The sequence below is a fragment of the Caballeronia glebae genome (assembly GCF_001545035.1).
GTDB lineage: Bacteria > Pseudomonadota > Gammaproteobacteria > Burkholderiales > Burkholderiaceae > Caballeronia > Caballeronia glebae.
The window spans coordinates 18,723-39,471 of the sequence record NZ_FCOJ02000015.1 but is presented as its reverse complement, the minus strand read 5'-3'; the positions used below and the strand labels follow the sequence as shown (position 1 = coordinate 39,471).

Genomic DNA, 20,749 nt, shown 5'->3' with positions numbered 1-20,749 from the left:
CCGACGACCGACTGCGCGCGCGCCCTCTTCCTCACGTTCATCCCTGCCGGACGACGGCCCCTTGCGCATCCGCATCGCGCGTCGAGCCTTTCGCGGGGCGTCCCGCCCAATAGCCCGCGAGCATCGATCCCGAGAGGTTGTGCCACACGGAAAAAAGCGCGCCGGGCAAGGCCGCGATCGGCGTGAAATACAGCTTGCCGAGCGTGGCCGCGAGGCCCGAGTTCTGCATGCCGACTTCGATTGCGAGCGTGCGGCAGACGGCTTCGTCGAAGCCGAGCAGACGGCCGCCCCAATAGCCGCCCAAAAGCCCGATGCCGTTGTGCAGCACCACGCCCACCGCGACGACCATGCCCACCGAAGCGATGCTCTTCTGCGTGCCGCCGACCACCGCGGCGATGATGAGCAGAATCGACACCATCGACACGAGCGGCAGCGCCCATTCGATCTTGCGCACGAGCTTGCCGAACAGATGATTCACGACGAGGCCGACCACGATCGGCAGCGCGACGATCTGCACGATGCTCATCAGCATGCCGTGTACGTCGACGGCGATGGATGCATCGACATAAAGACGCGTGAGCAGCGGCGTCGCGAATACGCCGACGAGCGTCGATAGCGCGCTGATCGTGACGGACAGCGCCACGTCGCCGCGCGCGAGATAGATCATCACGTTCGACGCCGTGCCGCTCGCGACGCTGCCGACGAGCACCATGCCCGCCAGCAGATCGGGCGGCATGCGCAGCGCCCGGGCGATCGCCCACGCGGCCAGCGGCATCACGAGGTAATGCAGCACGATGCCCGCGATAACCGGCGCGGGCCGCGAAAACACGCGCCTGAAATCGTCGATGGAAAGCGTGACGCCCATCGACAGCATGATGATCGTCAGAAGCGTCGTGACGTGCGGCGCGATGCCGGCCACGGAGGAAGGAACGCTATAGGCGGCGATGGAAACCAGCACGGCCCAGAACGGGAAAAGGCGGGTGACGCGGGCAAGCATGAAAACGATCCTCGAATGTCGTTGCGTGTCGTGTGGGGTTCAGTGAAAGCGGCGTGCGCGGGTTGACCGGACAGGCGCAGACGGACGGAAGCTTGCCTTCGTGGGGCGGACGCGGCCCGCGATGCCGGTGCGCGGGTTACGCGCGGGTTACGCGCGGGTTACGCGCGGGTTACGCGCGGATTACGCGCGGGTTACGCGCGATTCCGGCCGGGCGGCGGGCAGGCGTCGCATTTTACCCGGCGCGCGGCCGGTTTTCGGAATCCGCTTAATTCTCGCGATGCAAACGTCCGGCGCGCGGACTCATTCGCCGCTAATTCTGCGGCGCCATCATGCGCATCAAACAACCGCTTGCAAGGAGATGATCATGACGCCAATCGCCATCATTCAAGGCACGCCGACGTGGGTCTGGGTGCTTCTCGCGTTCCTGCTGTATCGCGGCATCAAGGCGATGCAGGCCAGCACAACACCGCTTTGGAAGCTCGCGATCGTTCCGTTAATTTTCGCGGGCATGGGCATCGCGCATCTGGTGGCGTCGCCGCTCGCGGGATGGACCGCCGTCGCCGTGTGGATCGTCACGCTGGGTGTGGGCATCGTCGGCGGCGTGTTCCTTGCGAGCCAGAGCCGCTTTATCGTCGATCCGATCGCGCGAACCGTGATGTTGCCCGGGTCCATGTTGCCCATGGTGCTGATCGCCGCAACGTTCATCGCGAAGTTCTGGCTGGGGTTCGAGATGGCGACCGTGTCGTACCTGCCGGCGCTCACGACCTATGTCGCGATCGATGCGGCCGTGTCGGGGATCGTCGCGGGTATCTTCGCCGGACGCTTCCTCACGTACTGGAAAACGATGCATGCGCTGCGTGCTTCGTGGGCCTGAGCGCTTCTGTCTTGCGTCGATCCATGGGGACGCACGATCGCGCAAATGGCGTCACACTTGTTACTCTCGGTTATCCGCTTTTCGAGTCAGACTGAATCACGGCAAACAACGAGCAAGAGTTCAACTCAGGAGGTTGCAAAGCCATGACTACATCGGACGAAAATGGAAGCCGCGCGAAGACTGTGATGCGCACGCCGCCTGTCGTGTCGCAAGAGGAATGGGAAGCGGCGCGTCAGCAGTTGCTCGTGAAGGAGAAGGCCCATACGCGCGCCCGCGACGCGCTCGCCGCCGAACGCCGCCGCATGCCGTGGACCGCCGCGAAGACCGACTACGTGTTCGAAGGTCCTGACGGCAGCGTCGGCTTTCTCGATCTGTTCGACGGTCGGCGTCAGTTGATCGTGTATCGCGCGTTCTACGAGCCCGGCGTCTTCGGATGGCCGGAGCATGCGTGCCGTGGCTGCTCGCTCGTCGCCGATCAGGTCGCGCATCTCGCGCACCTGAATGCGCGCGACACCACGCTCGTTTTCGTATCGCGCGCGCCGCAACCGGACATCGCGCGGCTCAAAGAACGCATGGGCTGGAACATTCCCTGGTTCACGCTGACGGATCGCTTCGATGCCGACTTCGGCGTCGACGAATGGCACGGCACGAACGTATTTTTCCGTGAAGGAGATCGCGTATTCCGCACGTACTTCCTCAACAATCGCGGCGACGAGCAGATGGGCAATACGTGGAATTACCTCGACATCACTCCGCTCGGCCGTCAGGAACTGTGGGAAGACTCGCCTGAAGGTTATCCGCAGACGCCGACTTACAAGTGGTGGAACTGGCACGACAGTTATCTCGACGATGCGCCGCCCGACAAGAAATGGGTCGAGATATCCGATGCCGGCGAAGCGGCATTCCGCGCCGAAAGCGCAAAGAACAAGGCGTGAATATCTTGCCGAGGTAGGCGTCCGGTACCGCCTCTGATCGCGCTCATTCGATTGCGCCCACGAACGTCAGCCACTCGCCGACGATCGCCTCGGGCGCATCTTCCTGCATCAGATGTCCCGATCCGCGCACGCGCGTGAAGCGCGCGCCGGGAATCAGCGACGCGAGTTCGACGCCGCGCTCGACCGGTATCCATTCGTCTTCTTCGCCCCAGAGAATCGACACGGGGCATTTCAACTCGCCGTAGCGCGACTGGACCTCATCGGTGTATCGCTGATCCATCTGCGCGATCTGCCGATAGAACGCGGCCTGCCCGACGTTCCCCGTCCACGGTCGCGTATAAACGCGCAAGCTCTCTTCCGGCAAGCGTCGATGTGCGGCGCCTTGCAGATACGCATCGAGCATCGCCTGATGCATGTACGGCGGCACGCCCGCGAACGCCGCTTCGTGCTGACGCACATGACGCACGAAGGGCGATCCCCACGGCGCGACGGCGACCGGATCGACGAGCATCAACGAACGATACGCGCAGCCATCGAGCAACGCCGCTCTCAGTGATGTCGCGCCGCCGAAGTCGTGCGCCAGCACGTCGGGTAAAGCGCCATTCCAGCCGGTGCGCCAATGAGCGAGAAGCGCCGCGAGCATGCGATTCTGCACGCCGAGCGACACGTCCTGCCCGTCGCGCATGTCCGATTCGCCGTATCCCAGCAGATCGAAGTAATGCACGCGCCGAGAGCGTGCCGCAATCGGCGCGATGCGTCGCCACACCTGCGATGAAAACGGCGTGCCGTGCACCAGCACGAGCGGCGCGCCTTCGCCGAACACGCCATAGCGCACGGCTTGCCCTTCGAAATCGAAAGCATGATCGAGCGGCAAGGCATCGTTCGGTTCACTCATGGCGCATCCCTCGAAGGTCGATGCCCGACTGCTTAACGCAGATTCGTGCGCGCGAGTTCTACGATTTCATCGCCGCGCCCGCTCAGGACCGCGCGCAACATATAAAGGCTGAAGCCCTTCGCCTGCGATAGCTCGATGGCTGGCGGCATCGCGAGTTCATGCTTCGCCACGACGACATCGACCAACGCCGGTCCCTTGTGCGCAAAGGCTTCCCGCAGCGCGCCTTCGAGTTGCTCCGACTCCTCGACACGCACCGACCAGATGCCCGCGCCCTTCGCGATCTGCGCGAAATCGGTCTTGCTGAGATCGACGTTGGTGTCGACATAGCCGGCGGCCTTCAGTTCCATCGACACGAAACCGAGCAGGCTGTTGTTGAACACGACGACCTTGATCGGCAAGTCGAGTTGCACGGCGGAAAGCAGATCGCCGAGCAGCATCGACAAGCCGCCGTCACCCGATAGCGACACCACTTGCCGTTGTGCTCGCGCGGCCTGCGCGCCGAGCGCCTGCGGCATCGCGTTGGCCATCGATCCGTGATTGAACGAGCCGTGCAACTGGCGCTTGCCGTTCATTTTCAGATAGCGCGCGGCCCAGACTGTCGGCGTGCCGACGTCCACGGTGAAGATCGCGTCGTCGGCTGCGATTTCGTCGACGAGCTTCGTCAGATATTGCGGATGAATCGGACGTCCCGGCGCGGATGGCGTCGCGAGATCGTCGAGGTCCTTGCGCGCGGTGGCGTAGTGCTTGAGCGCATTCTCCAGGAAACGCCGCTCCTCTTTGCGCTGAAGCTTCGGCAAGAGCGCCGTCAGCGTTTCCTTGATCGTGCCGACGAGTCCCATTTCCAGCGGCGCGCGGCGTCCGAGTTGCGAGCCGCGCCAGTCGATCTGCACGATCTTCGCCTTCGGCGGATAGAACGGGCGATACGGGAAATCGCAGCCGAGCAGGAGCAGCGTGTCGCACGACATCATCGCGTGATAGCCCGAACTGAAGCCGATGAGCCCCGTCATGCCGACATCGAACGGATTGTCGTACTCGATGAACTGCTTGCCGCGCAGCGCATGCACGACGGGCGCGCCGAGCGTATCGGCGAGCGCGACCACTTCGTCGTGCGAGCCCGCGACGCCGCTGCCGCACATGATCGTCACCGCTTTGCTGCCGTTCAGAAGACTCGCGAGCTTGTCGATCTCCGTCTCGGCCGGCACGATCGCGCTTGGTGCGCTCGTGGTCCAGCGCGGCTCCAGATCCGGTCCTTCGCTCAACGCGACGTCGCCCGGCAACACGATCACCGCGACGCCGCGCTGCTCGATCGCCGCACGCATCGCGCGTTCGAGCACGCGCGGAAACTGCGAAGCATTCGACACTAGTTCCACGAAATGGCTACATTCCTTGAACAAGTCCTGCGGATGCGTTTCCTGGAAGTAACCGAGGCCGATCTCCGTGGACGGAATGTGCGCCGCGATGGCGAGCACCGGTTGTTGATTGCGATGGCAATCGTAAAGGCCGTTGATGAGATGCAGATTGCCGGGACCGCAACTGCCCGCGCACACCGCGAGCTTGCCCGTCGTGGCGCCGTCCGCGCCGGCCGCGAAAGCGGCCGCTTCTTCGTGACGCGTGTGCATCCAGCGGACGGAGCCCAGGCGGTCGAGACTGTATGCGAGTCCGTTCAGACTGTCGCCCGTCACGCCCCAGATTCGCTCCACGCCTGCCGCCGCGAGTGTCTTCGCGAGATAGTCCGCTATTGTGTTCTTTCCCATGATGCTTCCTGTGATGAAGAGAGGATGTCTAATAAAAGACGGAGTCGCGACAGAATGACGCGCGCCACCGCGCCTCCGCCGTTGGCTCAATGTATGCTGGATTCAAAACGCGAAAGGATTGTACGCCGTAGCAAGGCGGTTGTCCGGGACGGTGCGCGGGCCGCGTGGCGCGGCGATTCAGCGCACTACGCGGCGGATTTTTGAGCAATGCAATCGCGGTATATCGAAATGCATTATTTCGGAAGGAATTCGGTATGCGGAATGCAAACCGCGACGGAGCCGGATCGATCGTCCTGGCTCCATCGCGCGTGGCTAGTATGAAACCGGACGCTCACGCACCCGTGCGCACGCTCTCCGGCAGATCACGGCCGTGATACTTTTTGTAGATCGTATTGAGGTTGCCGCTCTTCATGTTCGCGCCGACCCAGTTGTTCACCCATTCCTTCAGGCGCGGCTGGTCCTTGCTCATCGCGATGCCCAGATCGAAAGTCTTCTGCTCGAACTTCATCTCGATGTTGCGTTGCGGAGCGCGGTCCTGCATTTCCTTCAGGTTCGAAGGCGTGCTCGAAAAGATGTCGACCTGCCCCGTGACCATCGAGGTGATGAGCGTCGCATCGTCTTCATAGCGCTGGATCTGAGCGCCCTTCGCCTGCTGCGTCGTCAGCGTATCGTTCACCGTCGCACGCGTGAGGCCGATGGTTTTGCCGTCGAGGTCCGCATAACCTTTCACGCTCGCCGACTTCACGCCGCCGACGATGATCGAGATGACCGCATACGGATTCGAGAAATCGACTACTTTCGCGCGCTCCGGCGTGACCGACAGCGAGGAAATCACGAGGTCCGCGCGCTTCGCCTGCAACGTGGGAATGCGCGCGGCGTTGGTGATCTGCACGAGTTCCAGCTTCACACCGAGATCCTTCGCGAGCGCCGTTGCGGTATCGACGTCCGATCCCGCCGGCTTCAGGTTCTGGTCCGCATAGCTGAAAAGCGGCGTGCCGATTGCTATCGCGACGCGCACGACGCCCGCCTTCTTGATGTCGTCGAGTTGATCGGCCATCGCGCCATGCACGGCGCCTGCCATCATCAACGTTGCGAGGGCCGCGCGTGCAATGATTGATTTCGCTTTCAAGTTACGTCTCCGTCGTTATTAATGTTGCTGGATTGATGCTGCGGATATCAAAGTCCGTTGCCGAGGAACGCGCGCAATTCGGGCGTGCGCGGCGCATCGAGCATGCTGCCGTCGCCCACTTCCCATACCTTTCCCTGATGCATATAGATGATGCGATCCGCCACGCGCTTGGCGAACGCCATCTCGTGCGTGACGAGCAGCATCGTCATGCCGTCGGCCGCGAGGTCTTCCATCACGCGCAGCACTTCGCCCGTCAGTTGCGGATCGAGCGCCGATGTCACTTCGTCGAACAGCATGACCTTCGGCGACATCGCGAGCGAGCGCGCAATCGCCACGCGCTGCTGCTGTCCGCCCGACAATTGTTCGGGATACGCATCGGCCTTCTGTCCGAGACCGACCTGCTCCAGCACGTTCGTCGCGATGCGCCGCGCTTCGTCGCGCGACATCTTCTTTACGTGACGCAGCGCGAGCATGATGTTTTCTTCCACAGTCAGATGCGGAAAGAGGTTATAGCTTTGAAACACGATGCCGACTTCGCGGCGCAACAGATGCAGATCGACCAGAGGATCGTCGACGCGAATGCCGCACACTTCGATCTGCCCTTGATCGATCGTCTCCAGCCTGTCGATGCAACGCAACGCCGTGCTCTTGCCCGAACCGCTCGCGCCGATCACGGCGATCATCTGGCCCTTGTTGACCTCGAACGACACGCCCTTTAAAACATGATTGGAGCCGAAGCTCTTGTGAATATCGCCGACTTTAACGATTGCTGACATTGAGCTTGTTCTCCATCGATTGGCTCCAGCGCGAAAGCGGATAGCACAGGACGAAATAGAAAGCGCCAACCAGCCCGAAGATGAGGAACGGCTGGAAGATCGAGTTATTGATGATCTGTCCCGCGCGCGTCAGTTCGATAAAGCCGATCACCGAAGCGAGCGACGTCATCTTGATGAGCTGCACGAGAAAGCCGACGGTGGGCGGCAGCGCGAGACGCATCGCCTGGGGGATGATCACGAGGCGCAACGTCTGCCAGCGCGTGAGCGACAGGCATTCCGATGCTTCCCATTGCGGCTTCGGCATAGCTTCGATGCAGCCGCGCCAGATATCGCCGAGATACGCACTCGAATAGACCATCAGCGCGAGGCCAGCCGCGACGAGCGCGGGCACCTGATAGCCATACACCGACAAACCGAAGTACACGATGAAGAGCAGGATCAGGAGCGGAATGCCCTGAATCGCCTCGATATACACGAGCGCCGTGCGCGACAGCCATGTGCGCGGCGAGATGCGCGCGAGCATCACGACAAATCCGCCGATACCGCCGAGCACGAATGCGAGTGCGGAAAGCACGAGCGTCCAGCCGATCGATTGCACCAGATAAACAAGGTGCGATGACGTGAATCCGCCGCTCATGCCGCACCTCCGGGAATAACCGTATCGATGCGCTTGGGATCGGGCGGCGTCTTGCCGGCGCGTTTCGCCGCAAGACGGATCGCGCGTCGGCGCTTGAAAAGATGCTCGCCCACGGCCCACGCGATGAGCTTGATGATGAGCGACAACACGAGGTACAGCGCCGCGACCACGATGTATGTTTCGAGCGAGCGGAACGTGTCGGACTGCACGGTGTTGGCGACCGCCGTGAGTTCTTCCGCGGAGATCTGCGAGGCGATCGCGGAGGCCTGCATCATCAAGAGGAACTGGCTCGTCAACGCGGGATAGACCTTCTCGATCGACGGCTGCAACATCACATGCCAGGCGATGCGCCACTTCGAAAGCCCGAGACACTCGGCCGCTTCGATCTGTCCGCGCGGCACCGATTCCAGCCCGGCGCGAATGATCTCGGCGGCATATGCGCCGATGTTGATCGTCATCGCGAGCGCGGCGGCCGCGAAGGTCGGCATGCGCAAGCCGATGCTCGCGAGACCGAAGTAGAGCAGAAAGATCTGCACGAGAAACGGCGTATTGCGCACCGCTTCGATATAGAGGATGCACACGCGCGTAAGCACCGGCACTTTCGCGCGCTTGGCGAATGCGACCAGCATGCCGAGGATCAGCCCGAAAAACACGGCCACGCAGGTCATCTTGAGCGTGAGCCATGCGCCTAGCAGGAACGTCGGCCAGTACGGCAGCAGCGGTGAAAAATCGAGAGAAAACATGGCGGCAAAAGTCCCTGTTAGGTCTGGGCGCTAAGCCGTGCGCGCCCAACGCTGGATGTATGACGACATACTACGCAGGCCGTGATACTGCATTTCGCATGCATTAAACCGGGTCGAACGGGCCAGTCGTCGTGAACGTGCCGCCTTGCAGCACGGCCACCGGATCGTCGGGCGCGGGCGGCGGCGTCGCTTCGATCTTTTCGCGGAAGGGCTCGGACGAGTCATGCGCAACGAAGCCGAGATGCGCGGCGCAGCGGTTGTCCCACCATGTATGCGCATTCGCGGACATGCCGAAGACGATCGTATGGCCGACGTCCTTCGTGAAGAGGCTGCGGCGCAACAGGTCGTGGAAATCGTCGTAGCTCATCCAGCTCGCCATCATGCGGCGGTCCTTCGGCTCCGGAAATACCGAGCCGATGCGAATGCTCACGGTTTCGATGCCGTAGCGGTCGAAATACATCTGCGCCATGTCTTCGCCGAACGATTTCGACAAGCCGTAGTAGCCATCGGGACGCTTGCGCGCGGCGGCGTCGATTCGTTCGTCCTGCCGATAGAAACCCGTGACGTGATTCGAGCTTGCGAACACGATGCGCTTAACGCCCTGCCGGCGCGCAGCTTCGTAAAGGTTGAACACGCCCTTGATGTTGGCTTCGAGAATCTCTTCGAACGGACGCTCGACCGACACGCCGCCGAGATGAACGATCGCATCGCAATCCTTCGCGAGCGCATCGACGGCCTGGCGGTCGGCCAGATCGCAGGGAACGATTTCCTCGTGAAGCGCGGCTTCGCTCGACAGGACGCCGGGCAAGTCCGAGATACGCACGTGCCGCGCGAATTCCGCGACGCGATGCCGGATCGCGCGTCCGATTCCGCCCGCGGCGCCCGTCAGCAACAGACGATCGAACTGCGCGACGTCGCCGGCCGAAGAATTGGTTTGTTGTTCCATCGATTTGTGTCTCCTGAAGGCTGTCGTCGCTAGGGAATTACCCTGCGCGCATCTTCTTGTACGTTGTCATATCACCGCATGACGCATATCATCATTTGCCGAACGATTTGTCAATGTGTGTAAAACCCACTCCAATGAGAACGCCGTGACGCTATCGCCCGATCTTCATGCCGCCACGCTGCCCGCCTCGGCCGATGCATCATCCGCTGTATTGCCCGGCGCACGACGCAGCCTCACCGCGCAACTCGTCGATGCATTGCGCGCGCAAATCGATTCGCAGGAACTGAAGGCCGGCAACCGCCTCGCGACCGAAGCGGAAATGGTCCAGCGCTTCGGAGTGAGCCGCACCGTCGTGCGTGAGGCGCTGTCGCGCCTGCAGGCGGCGGGGTTCGTGGAGACACGGCATGGCATCGGTACGTTCGTGTGCGAAGCGGGCCACTCGCCGCTACTGCAACTCGATCCGGCCGATGTCGCCGGTTCCATCGATGCGCTCGCCATTCTCGAATTGCGCATCAGTCTCGAAACGGAAAGCGCGGGGCTCGCCGCGATGCGTTGCGACGCCGCGCGCCTCGCGACGATGCGCTCGGCGCTCGCCGATTTCTCACGGAGCGTGAGCGAAGCGACCGATACCGTTTCGCCCGATCTGCGCTTTCACATGGAGATCGCGCATGCGACGGGCAATCGCTATTTCGTCGAGATCATGGAGCATCTGGGCACGCGCATGATTCCGCGCACGCGCATCACGGCGACGCCGATTCCGCGCGAGCAAAACGCGGAGTATCTGCTGCGCGTGAATCGCGAGCATGAGCAGATCGCGGATGCGATCGAACGCGGCGATGCCGATTCGGCGCGCACTGCGATGCGCCTGCATCTGATCAATAGCCGGGAGAGATTGAGGCGCGCGCAGGCGGCGGCCGAATGAATGCGAGAGGACCGCGCGTCAGCGCGGCCCTCTGATCGATGCGAATCAACGCGCCCTATCAACGCGCCATGTTCGGCTCGCCATCGTCGATGTCATGCGCGCCGGGAATCGTCTCCAGCGCCTGATCGTGATGCAGCAGCAAGACCGCCGCCACGCCGACCATGCCCGCCCCTGCAAGGCACAACAGGCCCGCGCCGAAGCCGCCCGTGCTGTCCTTGATCCAGCCCATCGCATAGGGACCGAAGAAGCCCGCGAGATTGCCGAGCGAGTTGATCGCCGCGATGCCGCCGGCCGCCGCCGCACCCGACAGGAACGAAGCCGGCAGCGTCCAGATCACCGGCAGGCAACCGAAGATGCCGAAGCCCGCGATCGACAGCGCGATCATCTTCATCACCGGGTCGTCGAGCCCGGCCGATGCCGCGATGCCGCCCGCCGCGACCATCAGCGCGATCGCCACATGCCAGCGGCGTTCGAGTTTGCGATCCGAATGACGGCCCCACAGCACCATGCTGACGACGCCCACGGCATACGGCAACGACGTGACGAAACCCGTCTGCAAGTTGGTCAGGCCGAACGACTTGACGATCTGCGGCAGGAAGAAGCTCAGGCCATAGTTAGTTGCATTCGCGCCGAAGTAGATCAACGCAATGGCCAGCACGCGCGGATTGAAGATGGCTTGCTTCACGCTGAACGCATGCACGGATTCGCGATGCGCGCGCTCGTGCGCCTGGCGATCGACGAGCCAGTCACGCTCCTCCTTCGCGAGCCAGTGCGCATCGGAGGGCCGGTCGGTCAGATAGAAGAACACGACGAACGCGAGCAGCAACGCGGGAATCGCTTCGATCAGATACAGCCATTGCCATCCCTGCATGCCGTGGATGCCGTCCATCTGCAGGAGCGCGCCGGAGATCGGCCCGCCGATCACGGTGGAAAGCGGAATCGCCGCCATGAAGTAGCCGACGACACGGCCCCGATACTTCGCCGGGAACCACAAGGTCAGCAGAAAGATGATGCCGGGAAAGAAGCCCGCTTCCGCCACGCCGAGCAGGATGCGCAGGCCGTAGAACACGTAAGCGTTCGAAAGACCCGTCGCCTGAGCGATCTGCGGAATGTAAGCCATCGCCGCCGCGAGAATGCCCCACGTGAACATGATGCGTGCGATCCAGCGACGCGCGCCGAATCGTTCGAGCAGCAGATTCGACGGAACCTCGAAGAAGAAATACGCGATAAAGAAAATGCCGGCGCCGAAGCCGAACATGCTCGCAGTGAAACCGAGCGCCTTGTTCATCTGCAATGCAGCAAAGCCGACGTTGACGCGGTCCAGATAAGCGATGAAGTAACACAAGATCAGGAACGGCACGAGGCGAACCATCACGCGCTTCATGGTGCGAGCTTCAAGGTCCATCAATGTCTCCTCCGGATTAGAGAATCGGTCGATCGCCGGTACTCGGGGTATCTGCGGAGCCTACTCTTTCAGAAGGATTTAAAGCATTGGTGTTTGTTCTTGGTATCGGTTCCGAAGCGTAACGTGTGCATCGAATCGATGCGCGCCAGCGCGGTGCACCGAATCGTTTGCGTCCCAAACTGTGCGGAAAAAATTGCGAACGGGGCGAATGGTCGCCCCGTTTCGTGAAGATCATGCTACCGGTAACAGTCCGGCGTAATCCGGTTCCGGTAATCCTTGCACACCCGGGGTCAAGGCGAAGACGTGGCCGTCGTCGTCAGTTGCATTCGTCGACGGACGAATCGTCGTGACATAGAGCGTCTTCAGATCGCTGCCGCCGAAGGCGCACATCGACGGCTTGCTCGCGGGCAACGCGATCTCGCGATCGAGTTCGCCTCGGGGCGTGAAGCGCAGCAAGCGTCCGGCATCGTTCGCGCAGGTCCAGTAGCAGCCGTCGGCATCGACCGCGGCGCCGTCGGGGCGGCCCGTGTAGTGATGCAGATCGGCGAAAACGCGCTGTGCGCCCGGCGTGCCGGTCTCGGTATCGAAGTCGAATGCCCACACGATACGGCGCTGCGGATGCGAGTCCGAGAGATACATCGTCCTGCCATCCGGCGACCACGCGAGGCCGTTCTGCGTGATCAAACCATCGACAACGGCCGTCGACAACACACCCTTCTCGTCGAAGCGATACAACGCGCCGACCGCGCTCGCGAGGGACATGTCCTGCACCATCGTGCCGGCCCAGAAGCGCCCTTGCCTGTCGCAGCGGCCATCGTTGAAGCGCATGCCCGTGGCGGGAAACGACGGCGCGGCGAGCTTCACGGCGCGCGCTTCGTTCGCATCGGCAAGCGTCACGCCGAACATGCCGCTTTCCATGCCCGCGACGACGCGCCCGGTCTTGTCGAACGCAAAGCATGCGACCTGTTCGTCGAACGCCCATTCCGTACGGCGCGCGCTTTCGATTTCGAGCCGGACGATACGGCGCGCCGGAATATCGACCCAATACAGCGCGCCCTCTTGCGCACGCCATACCGGACATTCGCCGACGGTCGCGCGTCCGGCCGCGTCGAGCCGTTGCGCGCGCACCGTGGCGCTCATTGTTTGCGCTCCATCGGTTCGCCCATTACGAACGGGCCGCCCTGGAAGCGCTGCGCCGGGTCGTCGCGATCGGCGGTCGGTCCGCTCGCCGGAAAGAGCGCGTTGAACTGCGCGGAACTGTCCTGCGGATTGAAGCCGAGGAAACCGGCCTTCGCGTTGTCCCACCACTTCACCGGATTGTCCGACACGCCATACACCACCATATGGCCCACGCGATTCGTGAACAGCGAGCAGCGCACGAGCTCGATGAAATCGCGGTAGCTCAGATACGTGACGAGCATGCGCGGATTCTTCGGCTCCTCGAACGAAGAACCGATGCGCAGGTTCACCGTCTCGATGCCGAAGCGATCGAAGTAATAGCGCGACAGCGATTCGCCGAAGCACTTCGTCACGCCATAGAGACTGTCCGGGCGATGCGCGGAATCGGCGTCGAGCACTTCAGTGACGGGATGAAAGCCGATTGCATGATTCGAACTCGCGAACACGATGCGCTTCACGCCGTAACGACGCGCCGCTTCATAAATGTTGTACGTGCCGCGAATATTCGCTTCGATCAGATCGTCGAACGGCGCGTCGATTGAAATGCCGCCGAGATGCACGATCGCATCGACGCCCTCGACGAGCCGCATCACCTTGTCGCGGTCCGCGAGATCGACGGCGCTGATTTCTTCATGGCTCGCCGCATCGTCGAGCGGGGCGATGTCGCTGAGCCGCACGACGTCGGCCCATTGCGCGAGCGCGCCGCGCAACTGACGACCCAGATTCCCGGCCGCGCCGGTCAGAAGCAGGCGCTTGAACGGTTTGGCCGCTGCGTTTGGCTGATTCATCGAGACTCCTGTTCAAAACGTGAAAAATGCGTTGAAAGCAAAAAGGAAGAAAACGTTTTCGGGACTGTAGCGACTGGGCAGCCGTGCCGTCAATCGGTACATGGCATGCAAAAGGCCGCATTCAAAATGCAAGATTCGATCTCATCGTTTCCTGATTTTCTGCGACAATCTGTTAACAGTACGAAAACGTTACCCTCCGAATGAAGAAAATTTCCCCGACCATTCGCGACGTCGCCGCTGCAGCGGGCGTGTCCGTCGCGACCGTCTCGAAGTACATCAACGGCGCGCAGCGCTTCTCCGCGCCGGTCGAAGCCAGGCTGAAGGAAGCCATCGATTCGCTCGGCTATCGCTCGAACCCGCTCGCGCGTTCGATGATCACGGGCAAGACGCGCACCATCGGTATCACGATCCTCGACATCAGCAATCCGCACTTCACGCATGTCGTGAAAGGCGCGAACCGCATCGCGCTGCGGCACGACTACACGCTGCTGCTCGTCGACATCGACGAGAATCAGGCGCGCGAGCGGCCGCTCATCGAAGCGCTTGCCCAGCGCGTGGACGGCCTGCTCGTCAGCTCGCGTCTGCCCGACGAAAACGCGCAGTGGATGCTCGATCTCGACAAACCCGTCGTGCTGCTGCGCAACGCCGAACTGCCTATTCCGAGCGTCGGCATCAACAGCCGCCTCGCTACCTACATGCTCGCGCGTCATCTGCTCGATCTCGGGCATCGCCGTATCGCGTATCTCGGCTTCGAGCACGCGCGCATCAACGATGAACGGATTCGCGGCGCGCGCGAATGTCTTGCCGAAGCGGGCCTCGAACTCGACATCTACGAAGCACACGCGCCGACTTCGCTGGCCGGCGAACAAGCTTGCTCGCGCGTGATGCTCGGCCCGAAGCGCCCGCAAGCGGTGATCTGCTACAACGACCTGATCGCGCTCGGTTTCATGAAGGAAGCCGCGTCGCTCGGCATTCGCGTGCCGCAGGACGTGTCGGTGACGGGCATCGACAACGTGCCGTATGGCGCATACGCCGCGCCAGGCCTCACGACCGTCGACATCCAAAGCGAGAAGATGGGCGAACTCGCGATGCAGAAGCTCATCGACGCCCTCGCCGGTCATCCCGATCCCGGCAACTCCATGTTCGAGCCGCGGCTCATCGTGCGCGAATCGACTGCGGCGGTTGCATGACGCGCGCCGCGTCGCCTGCAGGTTTCGAGTGCTGGCGGCGCGGCGCATGGTGAGTCCGATTACCCGTTGATACGTCGTTGTTGCGTATTACGCCGCGAGCTTCGCCGGCGTCATCTTCGGCGTGAGCACATGCATGATCGCGAAGGCGATGAGATACGCCGATGCGCCGATTGCGAACAGCACCCAGTAGTGGCCCGTGCGCTGCAGCACCTGGCCGATCACTTCCGAGAACAGCACGCCGCCGATCGACCCGGCCATGCCGCCGATGCCGACTACCGCGCCCACCGCACGACGCGGGAACATGTCCGATGCCGTCGTGAAGAGGTTCGCCGACCAGCCCTGATGCGCCGCCGCCGCGAGACCGACGATCGCCACCGCCACCCACAAGTTCTCCGCCTGCGAAACGAACGCGATCGGCAACACGGCGCATGCGCAGATCAGCATCGCGGTCTTGCGCGCCGCGTTCACGCTCCAGCCCTTACGCAGCAGCGCGGAAGAAATCCAGCCGCCGCCGATACTGCCGATGGTGGTGATCGCGTAGATCACGACGAGCGGCAGGCCGATGTGCTGCATGTCCATGCCGCGCGATTCGTTGAGCCATTTCGGCAGCCAGAACAGATAGAACCACCACACCGGGTCCGTCAGGAACTTGCCGACGATGAACGCCCACGTCTCGCGCTTGCCCATGAGTTCCTTGAAACCCGGCGCGCGTGCCTTGACGTTGACGGCGTCGGCGGCGTTGGTGTCGTCGCCTTCGTCGGCGATTTCGTCGTCATGCGCGCGGCCGTCCGGCTGGCGATACATCACGAACCACACGACGAGCCACACGAGGCCGATCGCCCCGACTAGCACGAACGCCGAGCGCCAGCCGAAGGCCACCGCGAGCGCCGGAATAAGCGCCGGTGCGAACACCGCGCCGATGTTCGCGCCGGAATTGAAGATACCGGTCGCGAGCGCGCGTTCACGGCGCGGGAACCATTCGGCGGTCGTCTTGATGGCGGCCGGGAAGTTGCCGCCCTCGCCGATGCCGAGCAGCGCGCGGACCATCGCGAAGCCCATCACGGAGCCGACGGCCGCGTGCAGCATCGCCGCGATACTCCAGATAAACATCGCGAGCGCGTAGGAGATGCGCGTGCCGAGCCAGTCGACGATGCGCCCGAAACAAAGCAGACCGACCGCATAGAAAGCCGAGAACGCGATCACGATGCGGCCGTACTGCACCTGCGTCCAGCCGATGTCGTGCTGAAGCATCGGGGCGAGCAGACCGAGGATCTGCCGGTCCATGTAGTTGATGACCGTGGCGAAGAAGAGCAGCGCGCACACGGTCCAGCGATAGCGGCTGGCGGTACGCACGGCGCCGGCAACGACAGTGTTCATGAAAGTCTCCGGACGCGGCGGCGCTCGTCGTGCCGCGTTTCTTGTTGCGTGAACGGCGACGAGCGCCGTGGCGATGGCGTTGCGCCGTTTAAAAGCGCTAGCCGGCCGGGTTTTGGAAAACGTTTTTCGAAGAATAGTGGGTTTGATGTTTGTTGACCATCCTGGTATTTGCCCTAATCAGCGCTAGGAGCGACGCCCTTCAACCGGGACAATGGCCGCGCCAGCTGGCAATCCCAAGCGCCTGGCTTGTTAATCGTTTTTCAAAACTTCCCACGAATCGAGCGCGCCTGCTATAGCGCCGCGCTTGCGTTTGGCGTTTTGCCTACAAGTTGGCGTTTTGCATGCTGCCTAATGCATACAAAATGCCGGCGCCGGCCTTCGACCGGCGTCGCGTCGCCGGTATGATCCACCCCCAAACAACGACGAAGAGACGCTTGCCATGCCCGCTCGCCTGACGGGGTTTCTCTGCCTGCTCGTCACCGCCACCGGTTGGGCGCTCAACTGGCCCGCCATGAAAATCCTGCTGCGCGAGTGGCCGCCGCTCTTCTCGCGTGGTGTCGCCGGCATTGCGGCCGCCTTGCTACTCGGCGTCATCGCGAAATTCGTCGGTGAGAACATGCGCGTGCCGCGCCCGCTCGTCCCGCGACTGCTGCTCGCATCCGCGATCAACGTCTTCGCGTGGATGGGCTTTTCCACGCTTTCGATGAAATGGTTGTCGGTCAGCGAGGGCGCGCTGCTGGTCTACACCATGCCGATCTGGGCGATGTTGCTCGCATGGCCCATCGCGAAACGCAAGCCTTCCGTGGCCGGTTTTTGCGCGCTCACGCTCGGTCTCGCGGGCGTCGTCGTGCTGCTAGGGGCACATGGTCTTTCGTTCGACGGCGGCAAGCTCGCCGGCATCGCGTTCGCACTTGCCGCAGCGGTGCTGTTCGCGCTCGGCACGGTGATCACGCACACGCCCATGCCCCTTGCGCCGATTACGCTGGTCGCATGGCAAGTCGGCATAGGCTGCGCGCCGATGATCGTGCTCGGCCTCTTTATCGAGCATCCGGTCTTCTCCGCTCTCGGTCCCGATGGCTGGGCCGTGCTCGTCTACATGAGCCTCGTGCCGATGGCCGTCTGCTATCTCGCGTGGTTCGCGACGCTGCGCCGCCTGCCCGCCGATGTCGCGTCCATCGGCATGTTGCTCGTGCCGATCATGGGCATCGTCGCGGCGGCGCTTACGCTCGGCGAGCCGCTCGGCACACGCGAAGCCATTGCAATGGCGCTCACGCTCTCGGGCGTCGCGCTCGCGATGAGGCAGCGCCAGTAGCGCACGGCGAAGCGCAAAATTAAAGACTTGTTAAACATCTGCCGATAAGTGTCATGACAACTCTTATCGATCAGACATCCCCCATGCTTCGTAATGTTCTGGCCCGCACGAAAGTCGGGACCAAATTCGCCGTGCTCGCCTGCACGCTCACGGCAGTCGTCGTTGCCTTCTTCACCGTCGCCGTCACGCAGAGCGCGGGCGAGCAAGTCGACACACATGCGCTCGCGCGCGTCGAAAGCGAGAATCGTTCGATCGCGACGATGATCGGCCTGTACGACAAAGCCGTAAGCGCCGAAGTCACGCGCTTCATGACGATCTTCGCGCACCGCCTGCCTGCTGCATTCACGCTCGATGAGACCCGCACCGTCGATATCGGCGGCAAGGCCACGCCGATCTTCCTCGCGGGCGACAAGCCGCTGAACAACGACTTCGCGATTCCCGACGCCTTCCTGGAGGAGAGCGGCGCGATCGCGACGATCTTCGCCCGCACCGGCGACGATTTCGTGCGCGTGACGACTTCGCTCAAGAAGCAGGACGGCACGCGCGCGATCGGCACGCTGCTCGACCGCGCCGGCCCCGCGTATGCGCCGATCCTCGCGGGCAAGCCGTATATCGGCATCGCGACGCTCTTCGGCAAGCAGTACATCACGGAGTACAAGCCCGTCACCAATGCATCGGGCCGTGTCATCGGCGCGCTCTTCGTGGGCGTCGACGTGACAGCCGAATTCGCCGCGCTGCAGGACACCATCGCGAAGCTCGTGATCGGCACGAGTGGCTATCACTTCGTCGTCGATGCATCGAACGGCGCGAATCGCGGCAAGCTGCTCGTGCATCCCGGTTCGAAAGGCGAACTGGCCGATGAGCGCGTGGCGCCCTTCAAGCAGATGCTCGATGCGCACGAAGGCGAGCTCTCGTTCGACGGCGTCGAGATCGCCGGCGCGGATGCGCGTGTGCATGGCGGCACGAAGGAAATCGTCTATATGACGGTGCCGCAATGGCAATGGATGATCGGCGGCATTGCCTATCGCGACGAACTGCTCGCGAACGTGCACGCGAGCCGCAATCGCTTTCTGCTGCTCGGCCTGGTTGTCGTGGCGCTGCTCGTCGGCATGCTGCTCTATGCAGTCGCGCGGTTCGTCGGGCGCCCCATCGACGAGGTGACGCGCGCTTCCGAGCGCATCGCCGAGGGCGATCTGACCGTGCGCATCGACAGCGCGCGCGAGGACGACATCGGCCGGCTGATGCGTGCGATCGACGGCATCGCGCGCGGGCTGGCGGGCATCGTCGCGCAAGTGCGCAGCGCATCGGCCGACATGAACGAAGGCACGGCGCGCATCGCATCGGGCAGCAGCGACATCGCCACACGCATCGCCACCCAAGCGGCGAGCGTCGAGGAAACCGCTGCGAGCATGGAAGAAATCACGAGCACCGTGCAGCAGAACGCGGCAAATACCGCGCAGGCGGGAGCGCTCGTCGCGTCGGCATCGGATGCGGCGCGCGCGGGCGGCCATGCCGTCGGGCGCGTGGTCGAAACGATGGGCCAGATCGACGCATCGGCGCGACGCATCGCCGATATCACGGCGACCATCGAAGGCATCGCGTTCCAGACCAACATTCTCGCGTTGAACGCCGCTGTCGAAGCCGCGCGCGCGGGCGAACACGGCAGAGGCTTCGCGGTCGTCGCGTCGGAAGTGCGAGCGCTCGCGCAACGCAGCGCGGGCGCTGTAAAAGAGATCGAAGTGCTGATCGCCGAATCGGCCGTGAAGGTCGCGCAGGGCTACAAGATCGCGGAGGAAGCGAGCAGCACGATGGGCGGCATCGTCGAGCGGGTCTCGCGCGTGAATGCGATCGTCAATGAAATCGGCGTTGCGTCACGCGAGCAGGCAAGCGGCATCGAGCAGGTGAACAGCGCGGTCATGCTGATCGGCGAAGCGACGCAGCAGAACGCGTCGCTCGTCGGTGAAGCGGAGCATTCGACCGCCGAATTGCGCGATCAGGCCGAGCGCCTCGCGCGCGTGGTCAGCATGTTCCGCGTGTAAGCCATCGATCGTTCAAAGCGGTTCGAGCGGATGAGGCGCGCTGTCGTAAGCGCCCCACACCGATTGATCGAAGTTGATCATCGATCCGGTCATGAGACCCGATTCCGCGCTCGCGAGATAAGCGACCGCACGCGCCGCTTCGTTCGTGTTGATCAATCGCCCGAAAGGCTGCGCGGCCGCGGCGCGATCGAGCCATTCGTCGTCCGCGCCATGATGCGTGCGCTGAATCCGGTCTTCGCCTTCGCTCGCCATCCAGCCGAGATTCAGCCCGTTCACGCGAATGCGATTGCGTAGCAGCGCATAAGCGGTGTTTTGCGTGAGCGTCGCGAGCGCGCCCTTCGACGCACAATACGCGGCGATGAACGGTTGCCCCGCCATCGCCGACATCGAGCAGATGTTGACGATCGCGCCTTCGATATGTTCGCGCTTCATGATGCGGATGGTTTCCTGCATCAGAAAGAACGGCGCGCGCACGTTTGTCGCGAACATGCGGTCGAAGAGCTCGGGATCGGTGTCGAGAATCGTGCCGCGATCCGTCGTTGCCGCAGCGTTTACGAGCACGTCCACGCGTCCGAACTGTTCATCCGCGGCGGCTATGACCGCGCGGCAATCTTCCACGCGCGACAGATCGGCCGCGACGAAGCGCACTTGCGCCGCGCTCACTTCGGCAAGTTCGCGCGCCTTGTTTTCTCCCTTGTCCTTCGAACGCGCGCAAATCACGATGCCATGCGCGCCACGCTCCGCGAAGAGCGCCGCTACCGCCGCACCGAGTCCTTGCGCGCCGCCGGTGATGACCGCCACCTTGCCTTCGAACTGAGTCATCGTGCTTCTCCGTGCCGTGGTCGCTTGCC

At 62.9% G+C, this 20,749-nt stretch carries 19 protein-coding genes; 6 read left to right on the top strand and 13 right to left on the bottom strand.

Translation table 11 applies throughout. The features are described 5' to 3' along the window. Positions 1-37: 37 nt before the first annotated feature. Positions 38-997: a ketopantoate/pantoate/pantothenate transporter PanS gene (gene panS / locus AWB82_RS12770; protein WP_086967530.1), complete on the bottom strand. Its 960-nt coding sequence runs from the start codon at positions 995-997 to the stop codon at positions 38-40. Positions 998-1,361: 364 nt separating this feature from the next. Here panS and AWB82_RS12765 point away from each other — a divergent pair, with 364 nt between their 5' ends. Together AWB82_RS12765 and AWB82_RS12760 are read left to right on the top strand one after the other, a co-directional pair. Then, positions 1,362-1,871 (top strand): DUF6622 family protein, encoded by a 510-nt coding sequence (locus AWB82_RS12765; RefSeq protein WP_086967674.1) that lies wholly within the window; start codon positions 1,362-1,364, stop codon positions 1,869-1,871. A 143-nt stretch (positions 1,872-2,014) separates the two neighbouring features. Further along, positions 2,015-2,806, top strand: a complete 792-nt coding sequence (locus AWB82_RS12760) for a DUF899 domain-containing protein (RefSeq protein WP_086967528.1) — start codon at positions 2,015-2,017, stop codon at positions 2,804-2,806. A gap of 43 nt (positions 2,807-2,849) precedes the next feature. Here AWB82_RS12760 and AWB82_RS12755 read toward each other — a convergent pair whose 3' ends face one another. The 7 genes from AWB82_RS12755 to AWB82_RS12725 all read right to left on the bottom strand — a co-directional run bounded on the left by AWB82_RS12755 (position 2,850) and on the right by AWB82_RS12725 (position 9,686). Further along, a complete protein-coding gene (locus AWB82_RS12755; RefSeq protein WP_086967526.1) occupies positions 2,850-3,701 on the bottom strand; it encodes an alpha/beta fold hydrolase in 852 nt (283 codons plus the stop codon). Positions 3,702-3,733: 32 nt separating this feature from the next. Continuing rightward, positions 3,734-5,455, bottom strand: a complete 1,722-nt coding sequence (gene poxB, locus AWB82_RS12750) for a ubiquinone-dependent pyruvate dehydrogenase (protein ID WP_086967524.1) — start codon at positions 5,453-5,455, stop codon at positions 3,734-3,736. A 331-nt stretch (positions 5,456-5,786) separates the two neighbouring features. Continuing rightward, a complete protein-coding gene (locus tag AWB82_RS12745) occupies positions 5,787-6,584 on the bottom strand; it encodes a transporter substrate-binding domain-containing protein (RefSeq protein ID WP_086967522.1) in 798 nt (265 codons plus the stop codon). 47 nt (positions 6,585-6,631) lie between these two features. After that, positions 6,632-7,360, bottom strand: coding sequence for an amino acid ABC transporter ATP-binding protein (locus tag AWB82_RS12740; protein ID WP_086967520.1), 729 nt, complete (start codon positions 7,358-7,360; stop codon positions 6,632-6,634). Then, positions 7,344-7,997: an amino acid ABC transporter permease gene (locus AWB82_RS12735; RefSeq protein ID WP_086967518.1), complete on the bottom strand. Its 654-nt coding sequence runs from the start codon at positions 7,995-7,997 to the stop codon at positions 7,344-7,346. The genes AWB82_RS12740 and AWB82_RS12735 overlap by 17 nt, the downstream gene beginning before the upstream one ends. Further along, positions 7,994-8,740: an amino acid ABC transporter permease gene (locus tag AWB82_RS12730; RefSeq protein WP_086967516.1), complete on the bottom strand. Its 747-nt coding sequence runs from the start codon at positions 8,738-8,740 to the stop codon at positions 7,994-7,996. The genes AWB82_RS12735 and AWB82_RS12730 overlap by 4 nt, the downstream gene beginning before the upstream one ends. Positions 8,741-8,843: 103 nt before the next feature. After that, the gene (locus AWB82_RS12725) at positions 8,844-9,686 is read right to left on the bottom strand and encodes an NAD-dependent epimerase/dehydratase family protein (protein ID WP_086967514.1); all 843 of its coding nucleotides are present in this window, start codon (positions 9,684-9,686) and stop codon (positions 8,844-8,846) included. A 145-nt stretch (positions 9,687-9,831) separates the two neighbouring features. Here AWB82_RS12725 and AWB82_RS12720 point away from each other — a divergent pair, with 145 nt between their 5' ends. Beyond that, entirely contained in the window at positions 9,832-10,608 is a 777-nt protein-coding gene (locus tag AWB82_RS12720; RefSeq protein ID WP_086967512.1) for a FadR/GntR family transcriptional regulator, read from the top strand. 58 nt (positions 10,609-10,666) lie between these two features. On the opposite strand, the gene AWB82_RS12715 is transcribed toward AWB82_RS12720, so the two are convergent. The 3 genes from AWB82_RS12715 to AWB82_RS12705 all read right to left on the bottom strand — a co-directional run bounded on the left by AWB82_RS12715 (position 10,667) and on the right by AWB82_RS12705 (position 13,980). Continuing rightward, on the bottom strand, positions 10,667-12,013 hold the full coding sequence (locus AWB82_RS12715; protein ID WP_086967510.1) for an MFS transporter: 1,347 nt from the start codon (positions 12,011-12,013) through the stop codon (positions 10,667-10,669). 231 nt (positions 12,014-12,244) lie between these two features. Next, entirely contained in the window at positions 12,245-13,153 is a 909-nt protein-coding gene (locus AWB82_RS12710; RefSeq protein WP_086967508.1) for an SMP-30/gluconolactonase/LRE family protein, read from the bottom strand. Next, on the bottom strand, positions 13,150-13,980 hold the full coding sequence (locus tag AWB82_RS12705; RefSeq protein WP_086967506.1) for an NAD-dependent epimerase/dehydratase family protein: 831 nt from the start codon (positions 13,978-13,980) through the stop codon (positions 13,150-13,152). Before AWB82_RS12705 ends, AWB82_RS12710 begins: the two co-directional genes overlap by 4 nt. Positions 13,981-14,180: 200 nt before the next feature. Here AWB82_RS12705 and AWB82_RS12700 point away from each other — a divergent pair, with 200 nt between their 5' ends. Next, positions 14,181-15,170 (top strand): LacI family DNA-binding transcriptional regulator, encoded by a 990-nt coding sequence (locus tag AWB82_RS12700; RefSeq protein ID WP_086967504.1) that lies wholly within the window; start codon positions 14,181-14,183, stop codon positions 15,168-15,170. Between the two features lie 87 nt (positions 15,171-15,257). Here AWB82_RS12700 and AWB82_RS12695 read toward each other — a convergent pair whose 3' ends face one another. Then, a complete protein-coding gene (locus AWB82_RS12695; RefSeq protein WP_086967503.1) occupies positions 15,258-16,547 on the bottom strand; it encodes an MFS transporter in 1,290 nt (429 codons plus the stop codon). A gap of 439 nt (positions 16,548-16,986) precedes the next feature. Here AWB82_RS12695 and AWB82_RS12690 point away from each other — a divergent pair, with 439 nt between their 5' ends. Both AWB82_RS12690 and AWB82_RS12685 read left to right on the top strand, forming a co-directional pair. Continuing rightward, positions 16,987-17,859, top strand: a complete 873-nt coding sequence (locus AWB82_RS12690; RefSeq protein ID WP_086967501.1) for a DMT family transporter — start codon at positions 16,987-16,989, stop codon at positions 17,857-17,859. Between the two features lie 83 nt (positions 17,860-17,942). Next, the gene (locus AWB82_RS12685; RefSeq protein ID WP_086967499.1) at positions 17,943-19,898 is read left to right on the top strand and encodes a methyl-accepting chemotaxis protein; all 1,956 of its coding nucleotides are present in this window, start codon (positions 17,943-17,945) and stop codon (positions 19,896-19,898) included. Positions 19,899-19,910: 12 nt separating this feature from the next. Here the strand turns inward: AWB82_RS12685 and AWB82_RS12680 are convergent, their stop codons facing one another. After that, positions 19,911-20,720 carry an SDR family oxidoreductase gene (locus AWB82_RS12680; RefSeq protein WP_086967497.1) on the bottom strand — a complete coding sequence of 270 codons (810 nt, stop codon included), beginning with the start codon at positions 20,718-20,720 and terminating at the stop codon, positions 19,911-19,913. Positions 20,721-20,749: the final 29 nt, after the last annotated feature.

Coding starts and splice junctions, on each gene's coding strand:
- panS (WP_086967530.1), bottom strand. CDS start 997: ATGCTTGCCCGCGTCACCCGCCTTTTCCCGTTCTGGGCCGTGCTGGTT.
- AWB82_RS12765 (WP_086967674.1), top strand. CDS start 1,362: ATGACGCCAATCGCCATCATTCAAGGCACGCCGACGTGGGTCTGGGTG.
- AWB82_RS12760 (WP_086967528.1), top strand. CDS start 2,015: ATGACTACATCGGACGAAAATGGAAGCCGCGCGAAGACTGTGATGCGC.
- AWB82_RS12755 (WP_086967526.1), bottom strand. CDS start 3,701: ATGAGTGAACCGAACGATGCCTTGCCGCTCGATCATGCTTTCGATTTC.
- poxB (WP_086967524.1), bottom strand. CDS start 5,455: ATGGGAAAGAACACAATAGCGGACTATCTCGCGAAGACACTCGCGGCG.
- AWB82_RS12740 (WP_086967520.1), bottom strand. CDS start 7,360: ATGTCAGCAATCGTTAAAGTCGGCGATATTCACAAGAGCTTCGGCTCC.
- AWB82_RS12735 (WP_086967518.1), bottom strand. CDS start 7,997: ATGAGCGGCGGATTCACGTCATCGCACCTTGTTTATCTGGTGCAATCG.
- AWB82_RS12730 (WP_086967516.1), bottom strand. CDS start 8,740: ATGTTTTCTCTCGATTTTTCACCGCTGCTGCCGTACTGGCCGACGTTC.
- AWB82_RS12725 (WP_086967514.1), bottom strand. CDS start 9,686: ATGGAACAACAAACCAATTCTTCGGCCGGCGACGTCGCGCAGTTCGAT.
- AWB82_RS12715 (WP_086967510.1), bottom strand. CDS start 12,013: ATGGACCTTGAAGCTCGCACCATGAAGCGCGTGATGGTTCGCCTCGTG.
- AWB82_RS12710 (WP_086967508.1), bottom strand. CDS start 13,153: ATGAGCGCCACGGTGCGCGCGCAACGGCTCGACGCGGCCGGACGCGCG.
- AWB82_RS12705 (WP_086967506.1), bottom strand. CDS start 13,980: ATGAATCAGCCAAACGCAGCGGCCAAACCGTTCAAGCGCCTGCTTCTG.
- AWB82_RS12700 (WP_086967504.1), top strand. CDS start 14,181: ATGAAGAAAATTTCCCCGACCATTCGCGACGTCGCCGCTGCAGCGGGC.
- AWB82_RS12695 (WP_086967503.1), bottom strand. CDS start 16,547: ATGAACACTGTCGTTGCCGGCGCCGTGCGTACCGCCAGCCGCTATCGC.
- AWB82_RS12690 (WP_086967501.1), top strand. CDS start 16,987: ATGCCCGCTCGCCTGACGGGGTTTCTCTGCCTGCTCGTCACCGCCACC.
- AWB82_RS12685 (WP_086967499.1), top strand. CDS start 17,943: ATGCTTCGTAATGTTCTGGCCCGCACGAAAGTCGGGACCAAATTCGCC.
- AWB82_RS12680 (WP_086967497.1), bottom strand. CDS start 20,720: ATGACTCAGTTCGAAGGCAAGGTGGCGGTCATCACCGGCGGCGCGCAA.